Here is a 20,343-nt window from a genome sequence, read left to right as displayed (position 1 = left end):
TTATTTGGATTTCCAACGCTTCAGCAACAAAGCGTTGGTCATCACACTCAGCGAACTCAGCGCCATGGCGGCACCGGCCACCACCGGGTTCAAGAAACCGAACGCCGCCAAGGGAATGCCGGCCACGTTGTAGGCAAACGCCCAAAACAGGTTTTGCCGGATCTTGCGCACCGTGCGGTGCGAAATGTCCAAAGCCGCAGCCACCAATACAGGCTCGCCGCGCATCAAGGTGATGCCCGCGGCCTGCATGGCCACGTCCGTTCCCTGGCCCATGGCCACACCTACATCGGCCGCTGCCAGCGCGGGTGCGTCGTTGATGCCGTCGCCCACCATTGCCACGGTGTGGCCACCGGCCTGCAAGGCGCGCACCTGCGCCGCTTTGTCCCCCGGCAATACTTCGGCCAGCACTTCGCCTTTGTCGGCGCTCAGGCCCAGCCTGCGGCCCATGGCCTCGGCCGCGCCCCTGTTGTCACCCGAAACCATCACGGTGCGAATGCCACGGCGGCGTAATTCGGCCAAGGCCTGGGCCGCGCCGGGTTTGGGTTCGTCAGTGAAGGCCAAAAGCGCGCGCGCGACCACTTTTTGCTCGTCCAACTGCTCGGCAAGCGCTGAAACCGTCGCTCCTTGGGCCTGCAAGGCCTCCGCGGGGCCCACCAAAGGCCCTAGATCGACGTTTAAGGCCTGCATCCACCTGAGGCTACCCAGCAGCAGTCTGCGGCCTTCTACGTCGCCCTGCGTGCCCTTGCCACTCACAGCCTGCAGGTTTTGTGGTGCTGGGTAGGCCAGATTTTGGATTTTGGCGGCTTGCAACACCGCTTTGGCCAACGGATGTTCACTGCCGCTCTGCAGGCTGGCGGCTTGAGCAAGCCAAAACTTTTCATCTTCGCCGGGCATGGCAAGACTTGTGGACAACTGCGGCCGGCCCAAGGTCAAGGTGCCGGTTTTATCGAACGCCACCACGTCCACCTTGTGCGCCAACTCCAAGGCTTCAGCGTCCTTGATGAGGATGCCGTGGCGTGCCGCCACCCCCGTGCCCGCCATGATGGCGGCCGGTGTGGCCAGGCCCAGCGCACACGGGCAGGCAATCACCAACACCGCCACGGCGCGCAAAACAGCTTCTTCGGTGGAAAGACCCGCCGCCAACCAGCCCAATAGCGTCAGCAAGGCAATCACCAACACCACCGGCACAAAAACGGCCGAAACCTGGTCGACCAGACGCTGTATCGGCGCTTTGGCGGCTTGTGCGTCTTCCACCAGCTGGATGATGCGGGCCAACACGGTTTGATGGCCTACGGCTGACACCTGCATCACCAGCCGCCCTTCGGCGTTGACCGAGCCACCAATCAGCGTCGCGCCAACATTTTTGGCTACAGGCAGTGATTCGCCGGTGAGCAAAGACTCATCCACCTGGCTTTGGCCCAGCAGCACCACGCCGTCGAGCGCAATCCGTTCACCCGGGCGCACCACAAGCCGATCTCCGACTAACACTTCGTCCACCGGCACGTCTATTTCTTCACTTTCGCCCGCGCCCCGCAGCAAATGCGCAACTTCTGGCCGCAGCGCCTGCAGAGCACGAATGGCCGTGGTCGCTTGGCGTTTGGCGCGGGTTTCCAGCCATTTACCAAGCAAAACCAGGGTGATCACAACGGCTGAAGCTTCGAAATAAACGTGCGGTGCGTGTCCTCCATGTTCGCTACTGGCGCTTATCCACAACCAAACCGACATACCCCAAGCCGCTGTGGTGCCCACTGCCACCAGCAAATCCATATTGCCGGTGCGTGCCTTCACCGCATGCCAACCGGCGCGATAAAACTTCGCGCCCAGCCAAAACTGCACCGGCGTAGCCAACAAAAACTGCACCCACACCGGCAGCATCCAGGAACCACTGGGATGCAACCAACCCACCAACATCGGCAAAACCAAGGGCGCAGAAAGCGCCAAACCCAGGCCAACAGGCCAAAAACCGGCCCAAGCTGACGGCTCTACGGCGTTTTTCGGACCTTCACCGGGTGCTGGCAAAGGCAAATAACCAGCATCCCGCACCGCGCGGCGCAGCCGGGCCAAGGTTTGGGCAGCGTTTTCAGATTCAGCGCCATCGACGTTGGCGATTTGCACCCGCGCCGACTCGGTCGCCAGATTCACGCTGGCACTGGTCACGCCGGGCACTTTTTTGAGTGCCTTTTCCACGCGCATCACACACGAGGCACAGGTCATGTCGCCAATGCCCAGGTCAAAAGAAGAGACGGAAGAGGTGTGGGAAGTATTCATGCCTCAAGCGTAAACCTTGACATCGTGTGAATGTCAAAGCGCTGGTTTTTTAAAAAGAAAAAGCACTTTACGCATAATTTATCTACGTAGATAGCTCACTTTTATATAGCAAAAGGATGCAGAAATTTTTCAAAAACCGTGTTTCAGACGTCGATTCCTGGTCTGCGGAAGTTGTTCTCTCTCTTCTTCTTAAATGAATTTATAAATACATAGTAGTAGTAGTAAGGCTTGGCCTCTTCTGTGGATAAGCCAACTTTTCCCCGTCAAAACAAACACTTGGCTATGCCGCCAGCATGTGGGTGAGTGCGCTTTCTGTTTGTACCTTGGACGGGGACAACTGAGGCTTTTGGCTTTTCACTGTGGATAAACCTCGGCTTGTGCCAAAACTATCCACAAGCTTGTGCATGGGGACGTCGCGAAAAAGCTCTAAAACAGTCCCTGCGGTCGTTTTGAATACGTTTTCAGCCGCAGCGGCCGGGTTCCAAGCCGTAAAACACGGCCGAATCCACCGGGAGCTCGCACCAAGCCGGCTGTTAGAGCTTTGACATCCGCTGCGCGTCTACTTTTGATGGGTTGCGCCCTCACCGCTGTTTGCAAAAGACCGAACAAGACCGCGCCGATTGCATCGACCCACAAGCCGACCTCGACCGGTAGGCACGCGAAAAAACGTATGGCTTGTTGCCTAGGTGCGGTCTTTCTGCTCAGCAACACCGTTCACAACGACGCCGACCGACCCCAGGACCGTGTTTTTTTGACCGATTCGGCCATGGATTCCGCCCTTTTTGGCTGACGGACGGGTCTCTTTCGGCCCAAAGCTCGCCACATGGGTGTGTGAGCACCTGATTTCCCCTATCTGCTGCTGGGCTAGAGCGATCTGAATAACCACGAAAAACAGCTGCCACCGATTTTTCGGCTTGGGGAAGTTGTTCTTATCTCTTCTCTATATTCATTATTAATACATAGTAGTAGTAGTAAGGGTCGAGCCCGGTTGTGGGTAAGTCTCTTTTCTTCAGAAAAATCAGCCACTTAAGCTGCCTCCAAAGGTGTGCGCGAGTGCGCTTTCTGTTTGCATCAGAAAACTGAACAACTTTGTGTCGTCAACACAGCCTGTGGATAAGCCTTGGCTTATGCGCGAACTATCCACAGGCTTATCTGCTGCGTTTTAGGTGTTGTGGCTGGCCTTGACCTTTCCATCATGGGAAGGTTTATGCTTGAGGCTTCTCTCAGTTTTGAAACGAGTCGATGCCATGCAACATCTTTTTCAAGTCACGGGCATGAGCTGTGGACACTGTGAACGTGCGGTGAAACAAGCCGTGCAACAACTCGATCCACAAGCCCAGGTAAAAGTGAGTCTGGCCAGTGGCCAGGTGGAAATTGAATCCACACAGCCGCGTGCCTTGTTGGCCCAGGCGATTGCCGACGAGGGGTATAACGTTGCAGCCTGAAATCCAATCTTCCCCTGGGGCGGCGACGCTCTCCATGAACATTGGCCAGGCCGCCGCAGCCAGCGGTATTTCGGCCAAGATGGTGCGGCACTACGAGTCGCTGGGACTGTTACCTGCGGTGACCCGTAGCGACAATGGCTACCGCCGCTACAGCGAGGTGGAGGTCAATACCCTGCGGTTCATCAAACGAGCGCGCAGTCTGGGCTTTTCCATGGCGGAAATTGCGGAGTTGGTGGGCTTGTGGCAAGACCGGGCCCGCGCCAGCGAACAGGTCAAACGTATCGCCCAACAACATGTGGACGTGTTGGGTGAACGCATAGCGGCCATGCAAACCATGCAGCGTAGCCTGCAAAATTTGCTGCAGCACTGTCACGGAGACGCCCGGCCCGAGTGCCCCATCCTGGACGACCTGGCAGGTTTGTCCGGTAAAACCTGTCACGCCTGAAGCCGCTGGCCGGCCTGGCATCTGTGCCAATCCCAGTGGACAGGGAGCCAAGGCTTTCTGGTTGCTATACCGCTGTTGCCAGGAAATCGCGCACCAGGGCGATGACGTGCGCCTCTTGCTCCCGGTGCGGAACGTGGCCCACACCGGGCATCAGTTGAATGGTGACAGCGCCACCGGCCGATGCTTGAATCCGCTGTGGATGTGCACTGCTGCCGTATTCGTCTTCTGTTCCATGAAGGGCCAGCACGGGACAGCGCACCGATGGCAGTACCTGGTCCAAGCTCCAGTCCCGGAAACTTGGCGAAAGCCAGGTGTCCACCCAGGCGTCGAGTACCCAGCCTGCCTTCTCCCCATGGTATTTGGCAAGCCGCTGCATTTGGCCATCCGTCAAGAAGTCTTGCCGGGCTCTGGCAATACCCGCCAAGGTACGGTCCTCGACAAAGGTTTGTGCAGATTCGGTGATGACCGCGCGACAACGCGCAGCAAATGCGGCGGCAACGGCCAGCGCCATCCCGCCACCGACACTGTGGCCCAAAAGGGCGAACTGCTGGATGCCAAGATGCTCCACCACAGCCTTGAAGTTGGTTTGGGCTTCAAGTGGTATGAAGTCCATGGGCAGACTAGCCGGGTGAGGCGCCGATTGACCGAAGCCAAGGCGGTCATATGCCACGACCGAACGCCCGCAGGCCTGGGCAAGCTTCTCAGGAAAGTCGCGCCACAGGGAAATACAGCCCAGTGAGTCGTGCAACAGGATCAAGGGCGGCATCGCGGGGTCGTGCTGGGTCCCTTTGAAAATCTCTACATAGAGCGGACCGCCAGGACTGGCGATGTGTAGTGCATCTTTCACTGCGGACACCTGGATTTAAGTTAAGCGCGTGAGGTGCTGTCCCCATAGAGCCAGCCGGAGCGATTGCACGGACTCAGGGCCAATGCGTAATCGACCAGGCATTGTGACAAACGCCCAGAAAAAAGCGGCAGGCCCAGATGCGTGCACTTGTGCGCTAGTCTGGTTTTGTCAGTGTGAGGTGGAAGTGGCCGGGTTTTGCTTGTGAGCCCTGATTGCTGCGAACAAGCCAAAGTCATTTGTCGTCGGTGATCAGGCAGGTAGTGAGAAGAAGCCTTGTCCTGCCCGCAGACCTGGCATACATCTCGACCGGTTTGCGCTGGCTGCGTGAAGCCAAGAAGCTTGCCTGACCAATGGATGTCGGCTAGCAAGCCAGGTGCGGTATCACAGCACCGGCAAGACCATGCCGGCTGCCGTGTGTCAAAAATTCAAGCCGTTGCGGCAAGCACAGGTTTGCTGCTGCGGGCTGCAGGTACGCTAGTGCCGAAGGTGATTTCGCCCGAGAGTTGCCCACCTTCTTCTATCACCACCTTGCCGTAGCGAATCTTGCCGGTGACTTTGCCCGTGGCATAAATCACCAGCTTCTCGCGCACCGTCAGTTCACCATCAAACTCGCCGTGGATCTCGGCAATGTCGATTTCTGCCGAGCCTTTGAAAGCGCCCATTTCAGCGATCTGCATGAGGCGCGAATCCATGGTGGCTTCAACCAGGCCTTCCACCACCAGGGTGTCGCAGTCGGTGATTTCCACACCTTTGAGTTTGATGTTCGGGCCTACCGTCAGCTTGCTGCCACCTTCTTTGGCGTTGTTGCTGTTGTGATGGGTGCTGGCGGTCGACGCGGGTGCGAGGTTGTTGTGCGCCGGGGCCGGTGACAAGCTTGGTGCACTGTGCGGCAATGAAGAACCGAGCACCGATGTGCCGTTGCCACTTCCACCCAGAGGACGGATGCCAGCCGATTCGGTTTCACGCTTATTGAAGAAAGGGGATTGCAATGCCACGGGGTTACCTCCATAAAGCAGTTCATGCTACGGATTTGTGAGCGGCAAAAAAACACCCAGACTTGCAAGATATGTAAGCAAAATGATTCGTATGTGTCGTTAAATTGGCCGTAAATTTGCTCAAATCTCGTTTCATTGCATGAGTTGCGCTGCAATCGGCTAAGGACCGCGCAGATCACACACCAAAAAAAGCGAGCAGCGACGTACTGCTTGCGCACGAAATGAGTGCAATTTGTACGCAATATGGGCTAAAGCTTGCACACATTGCTGGCACGATGTTTGCGATGCGGTCTGCATGCAAGCCACCCCGTCGCCATCCTCCCCCCCATCACCGTCGGCCATCGAAATTGTTGCCCTGACCAAGCGCTACGCTCAGGGCAAGCCGGCGGTGGACAGCATCAATTTGCGCATTGCCAGCGGCAGCTACTGCTGCTTGCTCGGGCCTTCGGGCTGCGGCAAAAGCACCACGCTGCGCATGATTGCGGGACACGAGTCGGTGAGCAGCGGCGACATCCTGCTGGAGAACCGCAACATCACCGATCTGCCCGCGGCCGAACGTGGCACGGCCATGATGTTCCAGAGTTTTGCGCTGTTTCCACATCTCTCGGCGTTGGACAACGTGGCCTTCAGCTTGAAGATGAAGGGTGTGGATAAACCCAAGCGCACGCAGCAGGCCAAGGACTTGCTGGAACGTGTGGCCATGGGGCATTTGGCGGAACGCAAACCAGCAGAACTCTCCGGTGGCCAACAACAACGTGTGGCCTTGGCGCGCGCCTTGATCACCCAGCCCAAAGTGCTGTTGCTCGACGAGCCACTTTCCGCACTAGACCCCTTTCTGCGCATACAGATGCGTGCCGAATTGCGCCGTTGGCAAAAGGAGCTGGGCCTGACCTTTATCCACGTCACCCACTCGCAAGAAGAAGCCATGGCCTTGGCCGACACCATGGTGGTGATGAACCATGGGCTGATTGAACAGGTGGGCTCACCACACGAGGTCTACAACCGCCCGCACAGCGAATTTGTGGCGCGCTTCATGGGGGGCCACAACGTCATTGAGCGATCGAACGGCAAGATCGGCGTGCGCACCGACCACACCCAAATCATCCCGGCCGACACCCTTGTGCCGGCGCACATGCACCACCTCGATGCCGTGATCAGCGACGTCGAATACCAAGGCACCTATGTGCTGCTGGGCCTGCAAAAAAGTGGCATCGCCCACGCTGCGCATTCCACCGCCGAGTTCTCGGTGATGGTGTCCGAAGCGCAATTTGCGGCGCGTCCGTTCCAGGTTGGCGAAGCGGTGGCCATGGCCTGGGCGATTGAGGCCGCACATGTGTTGTCCGGCCCGGCGCTGCAGGCGCCACCCGTGGCCGCGCCACAAGTGGCTCATGCCGTGGCCTGAGCTTTTCTAAACCTGTAGTTCCCCATCTGTTTTATCAACCCGAGGAGTCCTCACCATGTCTGACGATCGCCCAGAAGTTTCCGAATCCGTTGCCACTGGCGTGCAGCGCCGTTCCCTGCTCAAAGGCACGGCCGGCATTCTGGCGGCAGGCGCTTTCCCTGCCATCCACGCGCAAGAAAAAATTGTGCTGCGTTACCTGGGCACGGCGGTGAACCAGGACAAGGCCATTGCCGAAAAATTCAAGGCCGACACCGGCATTGAAATTCAGTACGTGGCCGTGACCACCGACGACGTGACCAAGCGCGCCGTCACCGCACCCAATAGCTTCGATCTGATAGACACCGAATATTTCTCGCTGAAGAAGATCGTGCCCACGGGCAACCTGAAGGGCATAGACACCAAGCGCATCAAAAACGCCGACAAGATCACCACGCTGTTCACCACCGGCACCGTGGCCGGCAAGGCCGTGGGCGACCAAGGCACGGCACCGAAGAAAGTGATCTTTCTGGAAGGTGAAAAGTCCAAGGTCTTCGCCAAGAGCCCGACGCAATTCATGTCGCTGATTCCCACCGTGTACAACGCCGACACGCTGGGCATTCGCCCCGACCTGATCAAGCTCCCCATTGACTCCTGGGCCGAATTGCTCAACCCCGAGTTCAAGGGCAAAGCCGCCATCCTGAACATCCCATCCATCGGCATCATGGATGCGGCGATGGTGGTCGAAGCCAAGGGCATCTACAAGTACCCCGACAAGGGCAACATGACCAAGAAGGAAATTGATCTGACGATCAAGACCCTGATTGAAGCCAAGAAGGCCGGCCAGTTCCGTGCGCTGTGGAAAGACTTCAACGAGTCGGTGAACCTGATGTCCTCGGGCGAAGTGGTGATCCAGTCGATGTGGAGCCCGGCCGTGACCGCTGTGCGCACCAAGGGCATCGCCTGCAACTTCCAGCCTTTGAAAGAAGGTTATCGCGCCTGGGCCGCAGGCTTTGGTTTGCCCGCCACCTTGTCTGGCCGCAAGCTCGACGGCGCCTACGAATTCATCAACTGGTTCCTCGACGGCTGGGCCGGCGCCTACCTCAACCGCCAGGGTTATTACAGCGCCGTGCTGGAAACCGCCAAGGCCAAGATGGAAGCCTACGAGTGGGCCTACTGGATGGAAGGCAAAGCCGCAAGCCAGGACATCAAGAGCCCGAACGGCGACGTGTTGGCCAAGGCCGGTGCGGTGCGCGACGGTGGCAGCTACGAATCACGCATGGGTGGCATCGCCTGCTGGAACGCGGTGATGGATGAAAACAACTACATGGTGACGAAATGGAATGAATTTGTAGCCGCGTAGCGTCTACAAATTCACCCCCAGTCTTCGCGCACTGCGTGTCGCTACGCCAACCCCCTAAAGGGGGCGACATCTGCGGCCTGGCAAAGCGAGTTCCGCGATGTCCCGATATAGGTGCTTCGCTGCGCTTGCCCGGGGACAGGGGTGTCCATTTCGGTCCGTTGATCTTTTGGTTCGTGTGTTTATTTGAGAGTGTTTATGAGTTCAACTGCAGCACCACCGCCATCGGGTCAAGCCACTTCTGCGCCGGGGCGTAGTTTGTCGGCTTGGTGGCAGGCCGCGCCGCTGACGCTGGTGTTTGTATTGTTCTTCTTGATCCCGCTGGCGCTGATCTTGATGGTCAGTTTTTGGGACTTTAATGAATACGATTTGCTGCCGGGCTTCACGTTCAAAAACTACATTTCGATTTTTGACGGCTGTGGCAACACGGCCGAGTTGTGTGTCACGCTCAAAACCTATTTGTCCACACTCAAGTTCAGTTTTCTGGTGTGGCTGATCACGCTGGTTGTGGGTTTTGCTGTGGCTTATTTTCTGGCCTTCCATGTGCGCTCGCAGGGCATGCAAACCTTGCTGTTTGTGTTGTGCACCATTCCGTTCTGGACCTCCAACGTCATCCGCATGATTTCCTGGGTGCCGCTGCTGGGGCGCAATGGTTTGGTGAACCAGACCCTGGTCAGCATTGGGGTGGTCGATACCCCCATAGAGTGGTTGTTGTTCTCTGACTTCTCGGTCACGCTGGCCTTTGTGCACCTCTACACCATGTTCATGATCGTGCCCATCTTCAACTCGATGATGCGTATAGACCGCAGCCTGCTCGAAGCTGCCAACGACAGCGGCGCCAGCGGCTGGCAAACACTGTGGAACGTGATCATTCCGTTGTCGCGCACCGGCATCATCATCGGCTCCATTTTTGTCATCACCATCGTCATGGGCGACTTCGTCACCATTGGTGTGATGGGGGGCCAGCAAATCGCGTCGGTGGGCAAGATCATCCAGGTGCAGACTTCTTATCTGCAGTTTCCGCTGGCCGCTGCCAACGCCATGATCTTGTTGACCGTTGTGCTGATGATCATCTTCGCCCTCACGCGTATGGTCGATATCCGGAAAGAGCTTTGATGGCACACCCCCAGTCTTCGCGCACTGCGTGTCGCTGCGCCAACGCCCTTGCAGGGGGCAACACCGGTGGCCTGGCAAAGCCAGCTCCACGGTGTTTCCATGAAATACGAAAACAGATGTGCAACCGTTGCATCATGGAGTTCTCCCAATGTCCATAAGAGAAAAACGTCCCGCCAGCTTCTGGCCCCTGGCCCTGGTGTTCAGCCTGTTTGTGCTGTTCATGTACGGCCCCATGTTCGTGATTTTTGTGTTGAGTTTTCAAGGCCCTGAAGGTGGCCTGACCTTCCCCATGCGTGGTGCCTCGTTCCACTGGTTTGCCAAGCTGGCCGAAGGTCTGGGTGTGGTCGATATCGGGGCGGCGCTCGGGCGTTCGCTTGGTTTGGGGCTGGCGGTGATGTTGTGCACCGTGCTGTTTTCGGTGCTCGCGGGCCTGGCGTTTCGCAAACGGCTGGCTGGTGGCAACACCTTGTTTTTCATTGTGGTGGCCAGTCTCATCATGCCGTCCATCATTGTGTCGCTGGGCATTGGGCTGGAGTTCCGTTTGCTCGACGGCGCCATCAAGTGGGCACTCGAAGCCTTGGGCATGCAGTCCACGCTCGAAGGTTTTGGTACCTCGCTTGGCCTGTTCACCTCGGCGCTGGGGGCCCACCTCACGTGGACACTGCCGTTTGGCCTGTTGATCATGTTCGCGGTGTTCAACCGCTTCAGCCCATCGTATGAAGAAGCCGCGCGCGACCTGGGTGCCACGCCGTGGCAAGGTTTCCGCCACGTGGTGTTGCCGCTGATTGCGCCTTCGGTTGTTGGCATAGGCATGTTTGGCTTTACGCTGAGCTGGGACGAAATCGCCCGCACCTCGCAGGCGATTGGTGATGTGAACACCTTGCCGCTGGAACTGCAGGGCCTGACCACCACCGTCACCACGCCGTCAATCTACGCGCTGGGCACCGTCACCACCGTGGTGTCGTTCATCGTGATGGGTTTGACGCTGGCGTTGGTCTGGGCTCTGGGCCGCAGCCGCAAGGGCCACGCTGCGCACTGATGTGCAGCTTGATGTTGAAAGGAAAGACGCTACATGCCGCGCGCAACCAAAAAGCCCGAAGTGGCGGAAGTTGCTCCCATCTCCAGTGACCAACTGATCTACGACAGGATCATCTCCGCCATCCTGGACCACAAGTTGCCACCCGGCACCAAGCTGGTGGAAGACAAACTCGCCACCGCGTTTGGTGTTTCGCGCACACGTATACGCCCGGTGCTGGTGCGCCTGGCCAACGAACAGGTGGTCACGCTCACGCCCAACCGTGGCGCGTCGATTGCGCAGCCCACGGTGACCGAGGCGCGCGAAGTGTTTGAAGCGCGCCGGCTGATAGAGCCGCGTCTGGTCGAGTTGTTCGTCGCCGCCGCAAGTACCGCCGACATTGCCAACCTGCGTAGTTGTATTGCGCAAGAAGAAGAGGCACGCCTGGGCGGCGACATGCGTCGCGCCATCCGCCTGTCGGGCGACTTTCACCTGCACATTGCACAGGCTGCCGGGCACGATACGCTGGGCCGCATCCTGCGTGAGCTGGTGTCGCGCACCTCGCTGATCTTGATGACCTACAGCGCCAGTCACAGCCGCGAGCGCGACGAAGCCACGGCCTGCGGTTGCCGCGAGCACCACGCGCTGGTGTCGGCCATTCAGCTGCGTGATGCACGCGAGGCTTCGCGCCTGATGATGAAGCACTTGCAGCGACTCGAATCACAATTGCAGTTCGGCCAGGAAGACAATAGTGCCCCAGACCTGGTCGAACTGTTCGGCCACGCAGCTTAGAGAAACTAACAAAACTCTTCTGGCGTCGTTGCTGCGCCTTGTCGTACTAATCGTACTGCCTGCGTTGCAGCGCCTCGCCAGCACCGCTACGCTGAGTATTGTTAGTCTCTCTTAAGTCTTAAAGCGAAGTTTGATTTTCTTGCTTCTTATGCGCCACCTGTTACTGCTCAACCCCAATACCTCGGCCAGCGTCACCACGCTGATGCAGCGCCACGTGGCCTTGGCTGCCGGGCCGGACGTGACGGTGCATCCCTATACCGCCCGTTTCGGTGCGCCCTATATCGCCTGCGAAGCCAGTTACGCCGTGGCCAGCCATGCCTCGCTGGACCTGTGGGCCATGGCGCTGGCGCAGAGCCCGGTGGCATTTGATGCGGTGTTGATCGGTTGTTTTGGCGACCCCGGTTTGCTGGCGCTGCGCGAGAGTGGTGCGGTGCCGGTCAGCAGCCTGGCCGAGGCCTCGTTCATTACCGCCGCGAAACACGGCCGCTTTGCCATCGTCACCGGCGGGCAGCGCTGGGCGCCCATGCTCAAACGCATGGCGGAAAACTCGGGCCTGGGGCATTTGCTGGCCGGCATCCACACCGTGGCACCTACCGGCGCACAGCTGGCTGCCGACCCGGTGGCGGCCAAAATTCTGTTGACCCAAGCCTGCGCCGATGCGGCCAAGACCTATGGCGCCGATGCGGTGATTTTGGGCGGTGCCGGCCTGGCCGGTGTGGCCGCCACCATCCAGGCGAACGTGCCCGTGCCGGTGATCGACAGTGTGTTGGCCGGCACCCATTTGGTGTTGGGGCCGGACGTGCCGCCGTCGGAGCGCAAGGCGCCCGCATTCGACGTCACCTGGGGCAATGTTTCGCCCGAACTCACGGCCCTGGGACAACAGCCCGGCCTTTAAAAATCTCAGCAGGCGATGCTTGCTGCAAGCGCCGCAGCCTAGGGTTTTCCACATGCGCCAAATTTTTTGAAAGTTTCAAACTGACGTACAGGTAAGTCAGTTTTCAAGGCTTTCAGCGTTTGCCTGTGGCCTTGCCAGTTCTGCAAAGGATGGCCCCCATGCTGCGAGACCCTCGTTTCAAGCGCATAGACGTAAGCCCCATCACCGGCGCCCTGGGCGCCGACATTCGCGGTGTGGACCTGGCGGCCTCACCTGACGAAGAAACCTTCCGTGAAGTTAAAAAAGCGCTCGACATTTATCACGTGGTGGCCGTGCGCGACCAGCAGCTCAACCCGCACAACTACCAGGCCATGGCCGCGCGTTTCGGCCCGTTCAGCGGCAACCCGGTGCACGCGCCCATGGAAGGCCTGGAGCACATCATCCAGTTCATCCGCGAGCCCAGCGACACCGGCAAGGTGATTGGTGAAGACTGGCACATGGACCTCGCCTGGATGGTCAAACCACCGGGCATCACCATGCTCTACGGCGAGGTGATTCCGCCGGTCGGTGGTGACACCTGCTTTACCAGCCTGGTGCATGCCTACCGCGCGCTGTCGCCGGGCATGCGCGCCATGCTGCACGGGCGCATGGGCCTGCACAGTGGCAAAGGTGTTTTTGCGATCAACGCCATGCAGTCGCGCCTGGGCTTGCGCAAAGATGCGGCCAACGCCGAAGAAACCGAGGTCGAGCACCCGCTGATCTGCGCACACCCGGTCACTGGCGAGCGCTACGTTTTTGTCTCCAGCGTGTTGCGCTCCATCAGCGGCCTGACCGAAGACGAAAGCCGCCCCATCATCAAGTACCTGATGGACGTGGCCACACGCCCGGAATTCCATTGCCGCATCCGCTGGGAGCCGGGCACGTTGACCATGTGGGACAACCCCTGCGTGTTACACACCGCGCTGAACGACTACACCGGCTTTCGCCGTGTGACCTACCGCACCACCATAGAAGGCTGGGCGCCTGTGGCCGCACCCGACATCAACGAAGCCGCCAACACGCCGCTGGCAGCGCTGCACCAACTCAATACGCTAGAACTGGCAGCATGAACACGGTCACCACCAGCTTGGTGCCAGCCAGCAGCCGACCCGCTTGGCGCTGGAAAAAAGCGCTCGCCTCGCGCAGCGCCATGGCCTGGCCCATGGTTGCGCCGGCCCAGGTGTTGGTGCTCACGGTGCTGGTGGTGCCCGCGCTCTACGTGTTGTGGCTGAGTTTTTACTCATCCACTTTTGGCAAGGCGCCGACGTTTGTGGGGCTGGCCAACTACCTGCATGTATTGACCGATGGCTACTTCTGGCGCGCCCTGTGGAACACCGTACTCATCATCGTGACCGTGGTGCACGTGGAGTTGTTGTTGGGCCTGGCCATGGCGCTGCTGTTCACCAGCGGTGTGCCGGCCAAGCGTTTGTTGCTCGCCGCCACCTTGGCGCCTTATGCGGTGAGTGAGGTCTCGGCCGCAGCCGTGTGGCGTTTCCTGTTCGACCCGGATGCCGGCCCGGTGACACAGGCGGTGATGGCCATGGGCCTGCCGCCGCTGGAGTGGTCTATCAACCCGGCCCACGGCCTGAGCCTGATCGCACTGCTGTCCATCTGGCTGCATTTGCCGTTCACGTTTTTGATCCTCTACGCCGCGCGTTTGTCCATCCCCACCGAGCTTTATGAAGCCGCCAGGATAGACGGCGCCACCGCCTGGCAGTCGTTTCGCCGTATCACCCTGCCCTTGTTGATGCCGGCCATTTTGCTGGCCGCCTTGTTCCGCTACATCTTTGTCTTCCGCATCTTTTCCGAGGCGTGGTTGCTCACCGGCGGTGGCCCGGCACGCACCACCGAAGTGGTGGGGGTCTACCTATATCTGGAAGCCTTCCGTTTCAACGCCTTTGGCGCTGCCTCTGCCACCGGCTGGGTGATGGTGCTGGTGTCCTTGCTGCTGGGTGCGGGGTATCTGTGGGCACTACGTCGTCAAGGTCGTCAGGGGGCGGGCCATGGCCATTAGCCACAAGCACACGTTCAAGAAGCTGGCCGTGCCCGCCGGCAAGTGGCTGGCGGTGCTGGTGATCCTGCTGTGGTCCCTGGTGCCGATTGCCTTCATGGTGCTGTCTTCACTGAAACCCGGGCAAGACATTTTTGCCGTGCCACCGCGCCTCACGTTCAGCCCCACGCTGCAGCACTATGCTGACCTGTGGACACGTTGGGGCGGCTTCTTCCATGGCCTGCTCAACAGCTTCATCGTCACCGCCGGCGCCACCTTGCTGGTGGTGGCCACCAGCACCATGGCGGGGTTTGCCTACTCGCGTATCCGCAGCCCGTGGCTGGAGCGCAGCGCGCTGTTCCTGATTGTTGTGCGTTTGCTGCCGCCCATCGTCATCACGCTGCCGTTGTTTGGGGTGGTCAATTACATGGGCCTGAACGACACCCACCTGGTGTTGATCCTGCTGTACGCCACATTTTTTGTGTCGCTGGGCACCATCCTCATGCGCACCTTCATCGACCAGATTCCACACGAGCTGGACGAGGCCGCGATGGTCGATGGCGCGGGCCGCTTCACCATTCTGTGGCGCATCATCCGGCCGCTGGCGCGCCAGGGCATGCTGGCGGTGGCGGTGTTTGTCATCGTCTACGCCTGGAACGAATTTTTGTTTGCCTTCATCTTCACCTCCACCAGGGCCAAGACCGCGCCGCTGGTGATCTCCGAAATGATGGGCTCGCTGGACGGTGTGGAATGGGGCGTGTTGTTCGCCGCTTCCACGGTGCAGCTGATTCCCATTTTGCTGTTCGTATTGCTGATGCAGAAACACCTGGTGGCCGGCCTCACGGGCGGCGCCGTGAAAGCTTGAACGACGGCATTGCTACAAGTTTCCAGAGCACACCCACAACAGGAGAGCACCATGACGCACCACTGGACCCGCAGGCAAGCCCTTCAATCCGCGCTGGGCGGCGCAGCCGCATTGGCGGCGGGCCCGTTGTGGGCCGCAGGCTCGACACTCAACATCCTGTGCCACCGCGTGCACCAGACCAGCCTGACCACCGGCCCCGCAGGCGACCTCACAGCGCCCTGGCGCAACAGCGCCAACGCCGAATGTGTCTGGACCAGCTTCGACACCAACCCGCTGCAAGACCGCCTGTTCCGCGAAGCCTCACTCGAGAAAACCGATTTCGGTGTCGGCTTTGTTGTCAACAGCCGCGCCACGCCCGCTGCGGCCAGCCTGCTGGCGCCGCTGGATGCCTTCCAGGCCAAGGCGCCGATCGAAGACTTTGCCGACATTGCCCCCGGCCTGGTGTCGGCCATGCGTTTTGGCGGCAAGCTGGCGGCCGTGCCTTTCCGCCACGCCACACAGGCCTTGTTCTACAACGAGGCGCTGCTGGAAGAGCGTGGCATCAAGGCGCCACCCACCTCGCTGGAAGAACTGGTCGACCAGGCGAAACAACTCAGCTTCCGCTCGGCGGCCGGCACACCCGTGGTGGGCATGGTGCTGGCCAGCGACCTGGCGGTGTTTCCGGTCACGTTTGCACGTGCCTTTGGCGGCGACTTCATCGGTGCCGACCTGGCCTTGCTGCCCGATCCGGACGCCATGGAAAAAGCGCTGACCACGTTGCAGGACATGTTCAAGGCCGGGGCCCTGCCGCGCAGTTATGCCACCACCACCAACGACGACCAGGTCACCTGGCTGCAGCAGGGCCGTGCTGCGTTCAGCGTGTTGCCGTTTGCGCGCCATACCCAGTTGAACCGCGCCAACCAGTCCAAGTACCCGGGCCGCATCAAGGCGATAGAGTTTCCGCAGTCGCAGGCGCTCAAGGGCAAAAGCAGCATGGCCTCGGTCACCGAATTCTGGGCCATGGGCATTCCGGCCAATGCGCAGGACAAAGAACTCGCCTGGAGCTTCATACGCGCCATGTCGACCAAGGCCAATACCGTGGGTGCGGCGCGTAATGGCAACGGCCCGGTGCGTGTCTCCACCTACAACGACGCCACGTTTGCCAAAGACCAACCGTTTGCCGCCATCGAGGCCAAGGCCTTGGCCAACGCACGTGTGCCACTGCCGGCGTTTCCCGAAGCGGCCCGTGCGCAGACCGTGTTCCTGGAAGAAGTACAGCTCACGGTGATAGGCCAGAAAACGCCCAAGGCTGCGGTGGCCGCGATTGCCGAACGTGTCAAACCCTTGCTGAAGGCTTGATGCCGTCTGGCCATGGACGCCGTCGCCGCCCCGCTGCTGCTCGCCATCGACGTGGGCTCGACCAGCGCCCGCGCGGGGGTGTTTGACACGGCCGGCCACATGCTCGCCAGCGCCAGCCGCGTATTCGATATCAATCGCCCCGCGCACAACCACGCCGAGCACGACAGCACGCAGATCTGGGCCGCCGTGGGCATGGCCGTGCGCCAGGCCTTGGGCACCTGCGGCCAACCCAGCAGCGACGTGGTGGGTGTGGGTTTTGACGCCACCTGTTCGCTGGTGCTGCTGGATGCACAGGGTGCGCCGGTCACAGCATCCACCACGGGCGACGACCGCTGGAACGTGGTGATGTGGGCCGACCACCGTGCCGTGGCCGAGGCGGCCGAAATCACCGCCACCGACCACCCGGTGCTTGAATTTGTCGGCAACACCATGTCGCCCGAGATGGAGCTGCCCAAGCTGCTGTGGCTGCGCCGCCACCTGCCCGCGGCCTGGGCGCGTTATGGCCTGGCGCTGGACCTGGCGGACTTTCTGGTGTGGCGCGCCACCGGACAGGTGCACGCCTCGGCCTGCACCGTCACCTGCAAGTGGGCCTACCTCAACCACCCGGCGCAGCCCTCGCCCGGCTGGCAAGAAGACCTGTGGCTACGGCTGGGGCTGGGCGACCTGCGTGAGCAACTGCGCCTGCCTGCCCAGGCCACACCCCTGGGTGGCCGTGCTGGTGGGCTCACCGAGGCGGTGGCCAGCGATTGGGGCTTGTTGCCGGGCATTGCCGTGGGCGTGGGCATGATAGACGCCCATGCGGGGGCGCTAGGCGTGTTGGGCGCCACCGCAGGGCCAGAGCTGGACAGCCGCCTGGCGTTGATCGCCGGCACCTCCAACTGCCACATGGCCTTGTCGCCACAGGCGCGTGCCGTGCCCGGCGTGTGGGGGCCGTATTTTGGCGCGTTGCTGCCACAGTGGTGGTTGAACGAAGGTGGCCAGTCGGCCACCGGCGCGTTGCTCGACCACGTGCTCGACTCCCATGTGCTGGGCGCCACGCTGGGCGAAGACCGGCATGCACGCATGGCCGACTACCTGCTGCGCCGCCGGGCCGAGGTAGGCCCCGGTTATGCAAGCGACGTGTTGGTGCTGCCCGACTTCCATGGCAACCGCTCGCCGCTGGCGCGGCCCGATTTGCGCGGTGTGGTGCATGGGCTGGAGCTGGACAGCTCGATGGAAAGCCTGGCCCGGCTGTACCACGCCACGGCCGTGGGTATTGCGTATGGCACACGCCACATCATTGATGCGCTGAACACTTACGGCTACCGCATCAACCAGCTGCACCTCACCGGCGGCCACGCCAAGAGCCCGCTGCTGGTGCGCCTGTATGCCGACGCCACCGGCTGCGCCGTGCTGCTGCCGCGCGAGGCAGATGGTGTGCTGCTGGGCACGGCGCTGCTGGCGGCCACGGCGGCGGGGGTCTACCCAGACTTTCTGGCCGCCGGCCTTGCCATGGTGCATACCCGTGAACGGGTTGTGCCGTCACGCGCGTCGTTCGACATCCACGCCTGTGGCTACGCCGCGTTTCGCCGCATGCTGGTGCAGCGCGAAGAGGTGCTGGCCCTGCTGCACGGTGTGGTCGATGGTTGTCCCGGCGCGGGCACGCTGCATTGAAGGCGCCAGAAGTGCGTGACGTATCGCCGATAATTTTTCATCAAACTTACCCACCAGAATCTGAAAGAGCCATGGCCACCACCCGCCGCCGTACCGCTGCTGCTGCCCCTGCCCCACAGCCCCCATCGGTGGTGGCCTCTGGGCTTAGCCTGGTGCCCAATATGCCGATGCGGCAGCAGATCCTGCGGGTGGCCGAAGACTTTTACGTGCTGCGCGGTTACGACGGCTTCAGCTTTGCGCACATTGCCGAGGCGGTGCAGACCACACGCGCCAACATCCACCACCACTTCGGCGACAAGCTGCAGCTGATGGCCGAGTTGATCGAGAAATTTGCCACCAGCGCCGAGACACGTATCACCGACAACTGGACCTGTGCCGATCGCCGCTTTGCGGAACGCCTGCAAGCACAACTGGACGACCTGCGCCAGTTCTACAACCGCTTCAACCACACTCCGGGTGAGCGCAACGTCTGGAGTCCGCTGTCGCGGCTGCGGCTTGATCTGCCGGTATTGGGCGAGCTGGCCACACAGGCGTTGCAGCGGGTAGACCAGGCCTATGACCGCAACCTGCGCCAAGCCCTGGCCGATGCGATTGCGCAGGGGGAACTAAAGGCTGAAACGCCGGTGGACGACGTGGCGCGTGTGCTGCGTGTCACGCTGCTGTCGTGTGCGCCCATGACACAAGACAGCGGCAGCTTTGCCGAGATTGAAAAACTCTTTGCCGCGATGCAGCGCCTGATTCTGGCGGCCTGGTCCACGCCAGCGGCGCAGACCAAGGCAAGATCAAAGGCCCCCAGGAAGCCTCAAAGGGGCGGGCTTAAAGCCGGCGCTTAAAACGGTGCATCAGCCGGCCAGTTTTCCGGCGCGGTGTTGCCCTTGCTCACCAGCGTGGCGGCGGCTGCGGCCATGGAGCCCGATGCTGCATCCTTCACCACGCTGGCACCCGCAGAAGCCAGGGCTCCGGATGTATCTGCGGCTGGCGCCGTGGCATCAATCACCACCTCGCCACCCAGCGCCATCAACAGCGCCGGAATCAGCTCGCGCATTTCACCCGTGCCAATCGCCACATCGGCGTCAAAACCGTCTTCCTTCTCTTTGCTGGTGCCGTCGTACACGCCGTCCATGAAGCTGACCTTCTTCACCTGCAGGCCCTCGGTGAGGATGAAGGACACGCGGTCTTCCCACACCATGGCCAGCTTGGTCGGCATCTTGCCGTCGGCCACGTGCTGGCGCACTTCTTCGATGTCCAGCGGGTGGCGCGCGTACTTCACCACGGCCTTGGATTCATCGGCCGCCTTGAGTTCACACTCGCGGTCTATGCTGAAGCCGGCTGGCGGCTCCTGTGTGGTCAGCCAGGTGGCCATGGCGGTGCTGGGTGCGAGCTGTGTGTTGAGCTGCATCACGGCAAAACCGTCGAGGTTCTTCACCAGGCTGGTGATGATGTCGTCGGCGCGGCTTTGGCTGCCGGCATCTACCACCATCAGGCGCTCGCTCGGGTCTATCCACACCAGCACACTGCCGCGCTTGGTGAAGGCCAGCGGCAGCAGCGACAACTTCACGTCGTCGCGTATGTCGCGTGCTTCCTTCTTGCCGGGCTTGCGGCCGGTGGTGGCCTCAATCTCGTCCAGGCGCTGCTGCGCCTTGCGTTTGACCACGGCGGCGGGCACGGATTTGCTCTCCACCATCATCTTCAGAATCCACTGGCCACCGACCGATTCGACCAGCGCGCCACCGGCTTCGCCGCGTGGCTCGGTCCAGCCCATGGACACCTCCTGGTTGGCGCCACATTCTTCAAAACGCTGGCTGTCCAACGCGGCTTCAATCTTGGTGAGATCAGGGGCCCAGGCGGGGCCAATACGGTAGACCAACACGTTTTTGAACACAGGCAATCTCTTTCGTTTTCAACTCAACAACAGCGGGACAC

Annotated in this window: 18 protein-coding genes; 14 read left to right on the top strand and 4 right to left on the bottom strand. The window is 60.7% G+C overall.

The window, feature by feature from the left end; all coding sequences use genetic code 11:
* On the bottom strand, positions 1-2,268 hold the full coding sequence (locus tag ACFQ95_RS15485) for a heavy metal translocating P-type ATPase (RefSeq protein ID WP_422832384.1): 2,268 nt from the start codon (positions 2,266-2,268) through the stop codon (positions 1-3).
* Positions 2,269-3,515: 1,247 nt separating this feature from the next.
* On the opposite strand from ACFQ95_RS15485, the gene ACFQ95_RS15480 reads away from it, so the two are divergent.
* Together ACFQ95_RS15480 and cueR are read left to right on the top strand one after the other, a co-directional pair.
* Positions 3,516-3,713, top strand: coding sequence for a heavy-metal-associated domain-containing protein (locus tag ACFQ95_RS15480; RefSeq protein WP_422832383.1), 198 nt, complete (start codon positions 3,516-3,518; stop codon positions 3,711-3,713).
* 34 nt (positions 3,714-3,747) lie between these two features.
* Positions 3,748-4,158, top strand: coding sequence for a Cu(I)-responsive transcriptional regulator (gene cueR / locus ACFQ95_RS15475; RefSeq protein WP_422832381.1), 411 nt, complete (start codon positions 3,748-3,750; stop codon positions 4,156-4,158).
* A gap of 64 nt (positions 4,159-4,222) precedes the next feature.
* Here the strand turns inward: cueR and ACFQ95_RS15470 are convergent, their stop codons facing one another.
* Together ACFQ95_RS15470 and ACFQ95_RS15465 are read right to left on the bottom strand one after the other, a co-directional pair.
* Positions 4,223-5,014: an alpha/beta fold hydrolase gene (locus tag ACFQ95_RS15470; protein WP_422832379.1), complete on the bottom strand. Its 792-nt coding sequence runs from the start codon at positions 5,012-5,014 to the stop codon at positions 4,223-4,225.
* A gap of 416 nt (positions 5,015-5,430) precedes the next feature.
* Positions 5,431-6,000, bottom strand: coding sequence for a bactofilin family protein (locus tag ACFQ95_RS15465; RefSeq protein WP_422832378.1), 570 nt, complete (start codon positions 5,998-6,000; stop codon positions 5,431-5,433).
* A 295-nt stretch (positions 6,001-6,295) separates the two neighbouring features.
* On the opposite strand from ACFQ95_RS15465, the gene ACFQ95_RS15460 reads away from it, so the two are divergent.
* The 12 genes from ACFQ95_RS15460 (at position 6,296) to ACFQ95_RS15405 (ending at position 19,253) form a co-directional block, all read left to right on the top strand.
* The gene (locus ACFQ95_RS15460) at positions 6,296-7,402 is read left to right on the top strand and encodes an ABC transporter ATP-binding protein (protein ID WP_422832376.1); all 1,107 of its coding nucleotides are present in this window, start codon (positions 6,296-6,298) and stop codon (positions 7,400-7,402) included.
* 55 nt (positions 7,403-7,457) lie between these two features.
* Complete coding sequence (locus ACFQ95_RS15455; RefSeq protein WP_422832374.1) at positions 7,458-8,741, top strand: ABC transporter substrate-binding protein; 1,284 nt, start codon at positions 7,458-7,460, stop codon at positions 8,739-8,741.
* Positions 8,742-8,936: 195 nt separating this feature from the next.
* Positions 8,937-9,854 carry an ABC transporter permease gene (locus ACFQ95_RS15450; protein ID WP_422832372.1) on the top strand — a complete coding sequence of 306 codons (918 nt, stop codon included), beginning with the start codon at positions 8,937-8,939 and terminating at the stop codon, positions 9,852-9,854.
* Positions 9,855-10,002: 148 nt separating this feature from the next.
* Positions 10,003-10,893, top strand: a complete 891-nt coding sequence (locus ACFQ95_RS15445) for an ABC transporter permease (RefSeq protein WP_422832370.1) — start codon at positions 10,003-10,005, stop codon at positions 10,891-10,893.
* 33 nt (positions 10,894-10,926) lie between these two features.
* Positions 10,927-11,661, top strand: a complete 735-nt coding sequence (locus ACFQ95_RS15440) for a GntR family transcriptional regulator (protein ID WP_422832369.1) — start codon at positions 10,927-10,929, stop codon at positions 11,659-11,661.
* A gap of 148 nt (positions 11,662-11,809) precedes the next feature.
* Positions 11,810-12,556: an aspartate/glutamate racemase family protein gene (locus tag ACFQ95_RS15435; RefSeq protein ID WP_422832367.1), complete on the top strand. Its 747-nt coding sequence runs from the start codon at positions 11,810-11,812 to the stop codon at positions 12,554-12,556.
* A 158-nt stretch (positions 12,557-12,714) separates the two neighbouring features.
* The gene (locus tag ACFQ95_RS15430; RefSeq protein ID WP_422832366.1) at positions 12,715-13,644 is read left to right on the top strand and encodes a TauD/TfdA dioxygenase family protein; all 930 of its coding nucleotides are present in this window, start codon (positions 12,715-12,717) and stop codon (positions 13,642-13,644) included.
* Complete coding sequence (locus tag ACFQ95_RS15425; RefSeq protein ID WP_422832364.1) at positions 13,641-14,588, top strand: carbohydrate ABC transporter permease; 948 nt, start codon at positions 13,641-13,643, stop codon at positions 14,586-14,588. The genes ACFQ95_RS15430 and ACFQ95_RS15425 overlap by 4 nt, the downstream gene beginning before the upstream one ends.
* On the top strand, positions 14,578-15,429 hold the full coding sequence (locus tag ACFQ95_RS15420; protein WP_422832363.1) for a carbohydrate ABC transporter permease: 852 nt from the start codon (positions 14,578-14,580) through the stop codon (positions 15,427-15,429). The genes ACFQ95_RS15425 and ACFQ95_RS15420 overlap by 11 nt, the downstream gene beginning before the upstream one ends.
* Positions 15,430-15,480: 51 nt before the next feature.
* Positions 15,481-16,767 carry an extracellular solute-binding protein gene (locus ACFQ95_RS15415; protein WP_422832362.1) on the top strand — a complete coding sequence of 429 codons (1,287 nt, stop codon included), beginning with the start codon at positions 15,481-15,483 and terminating at the stop codon, positions 16,765-16,767.
* 12 nt (positions 16,768-16,779) lie between these two features.
* A complete protein-coding gene (locus ACFQ95_RS15410) occupies positions 16,780-18,420 on the top strand; it encodes an FGGY-family carbohydrate kinase (protein ID WP_422832361.1) in 1,641 nt (546 codons plus the stop codon).
* Between the two features lie 71 nt (positions 18,421-18,491).
* A complete protein-coding gene (locus ACFQ95_RS15405) occupies positions 18,492-19,253 on the top strand; it encodes a TetR/AcrR family transcriptional regulator (protein WP_422832359.1) in 762 nt (253 codons plus the stop codon).
* Here ACFQ95_RS15405 and ACFQ95_RS15400 read toward each other — a convergent pair.
* Positions 19,250-20,302, bottom strand: coding sequence for a recombination-associated protein RdgC (locus tag ACFQ95_RS15400; RefSeq protein ID WP_422832358.1), 1,053 nt, complete (start codon positions 20,300-20,302; stop codon positions 19,250-19,252). The two genes, ACFQ95_RS15405 and ACFQ95_RS15400, sit on opposite strands and share 4 nt — an antisense overlap.
* Between the last annotated feature and the right edge of the window lie 41 nt (positions 20,303-20,343).

This window comes from Variovorax sp. HJSM1_2, from assembly GCF_049316285.1.
In the GTDB taxonomy this organism is placed as follows: Bacteria; Pseudomonadota; Gammaproteobacteria; order Burkholderiales; family Burkholderiaceae_C; genus Rhodoferax_B.
The sequence above is the reverse complement of the archived record's forward strand: the minus strand, read 5'-3'. Positions and strand labels throughout refer to the sequence as shown.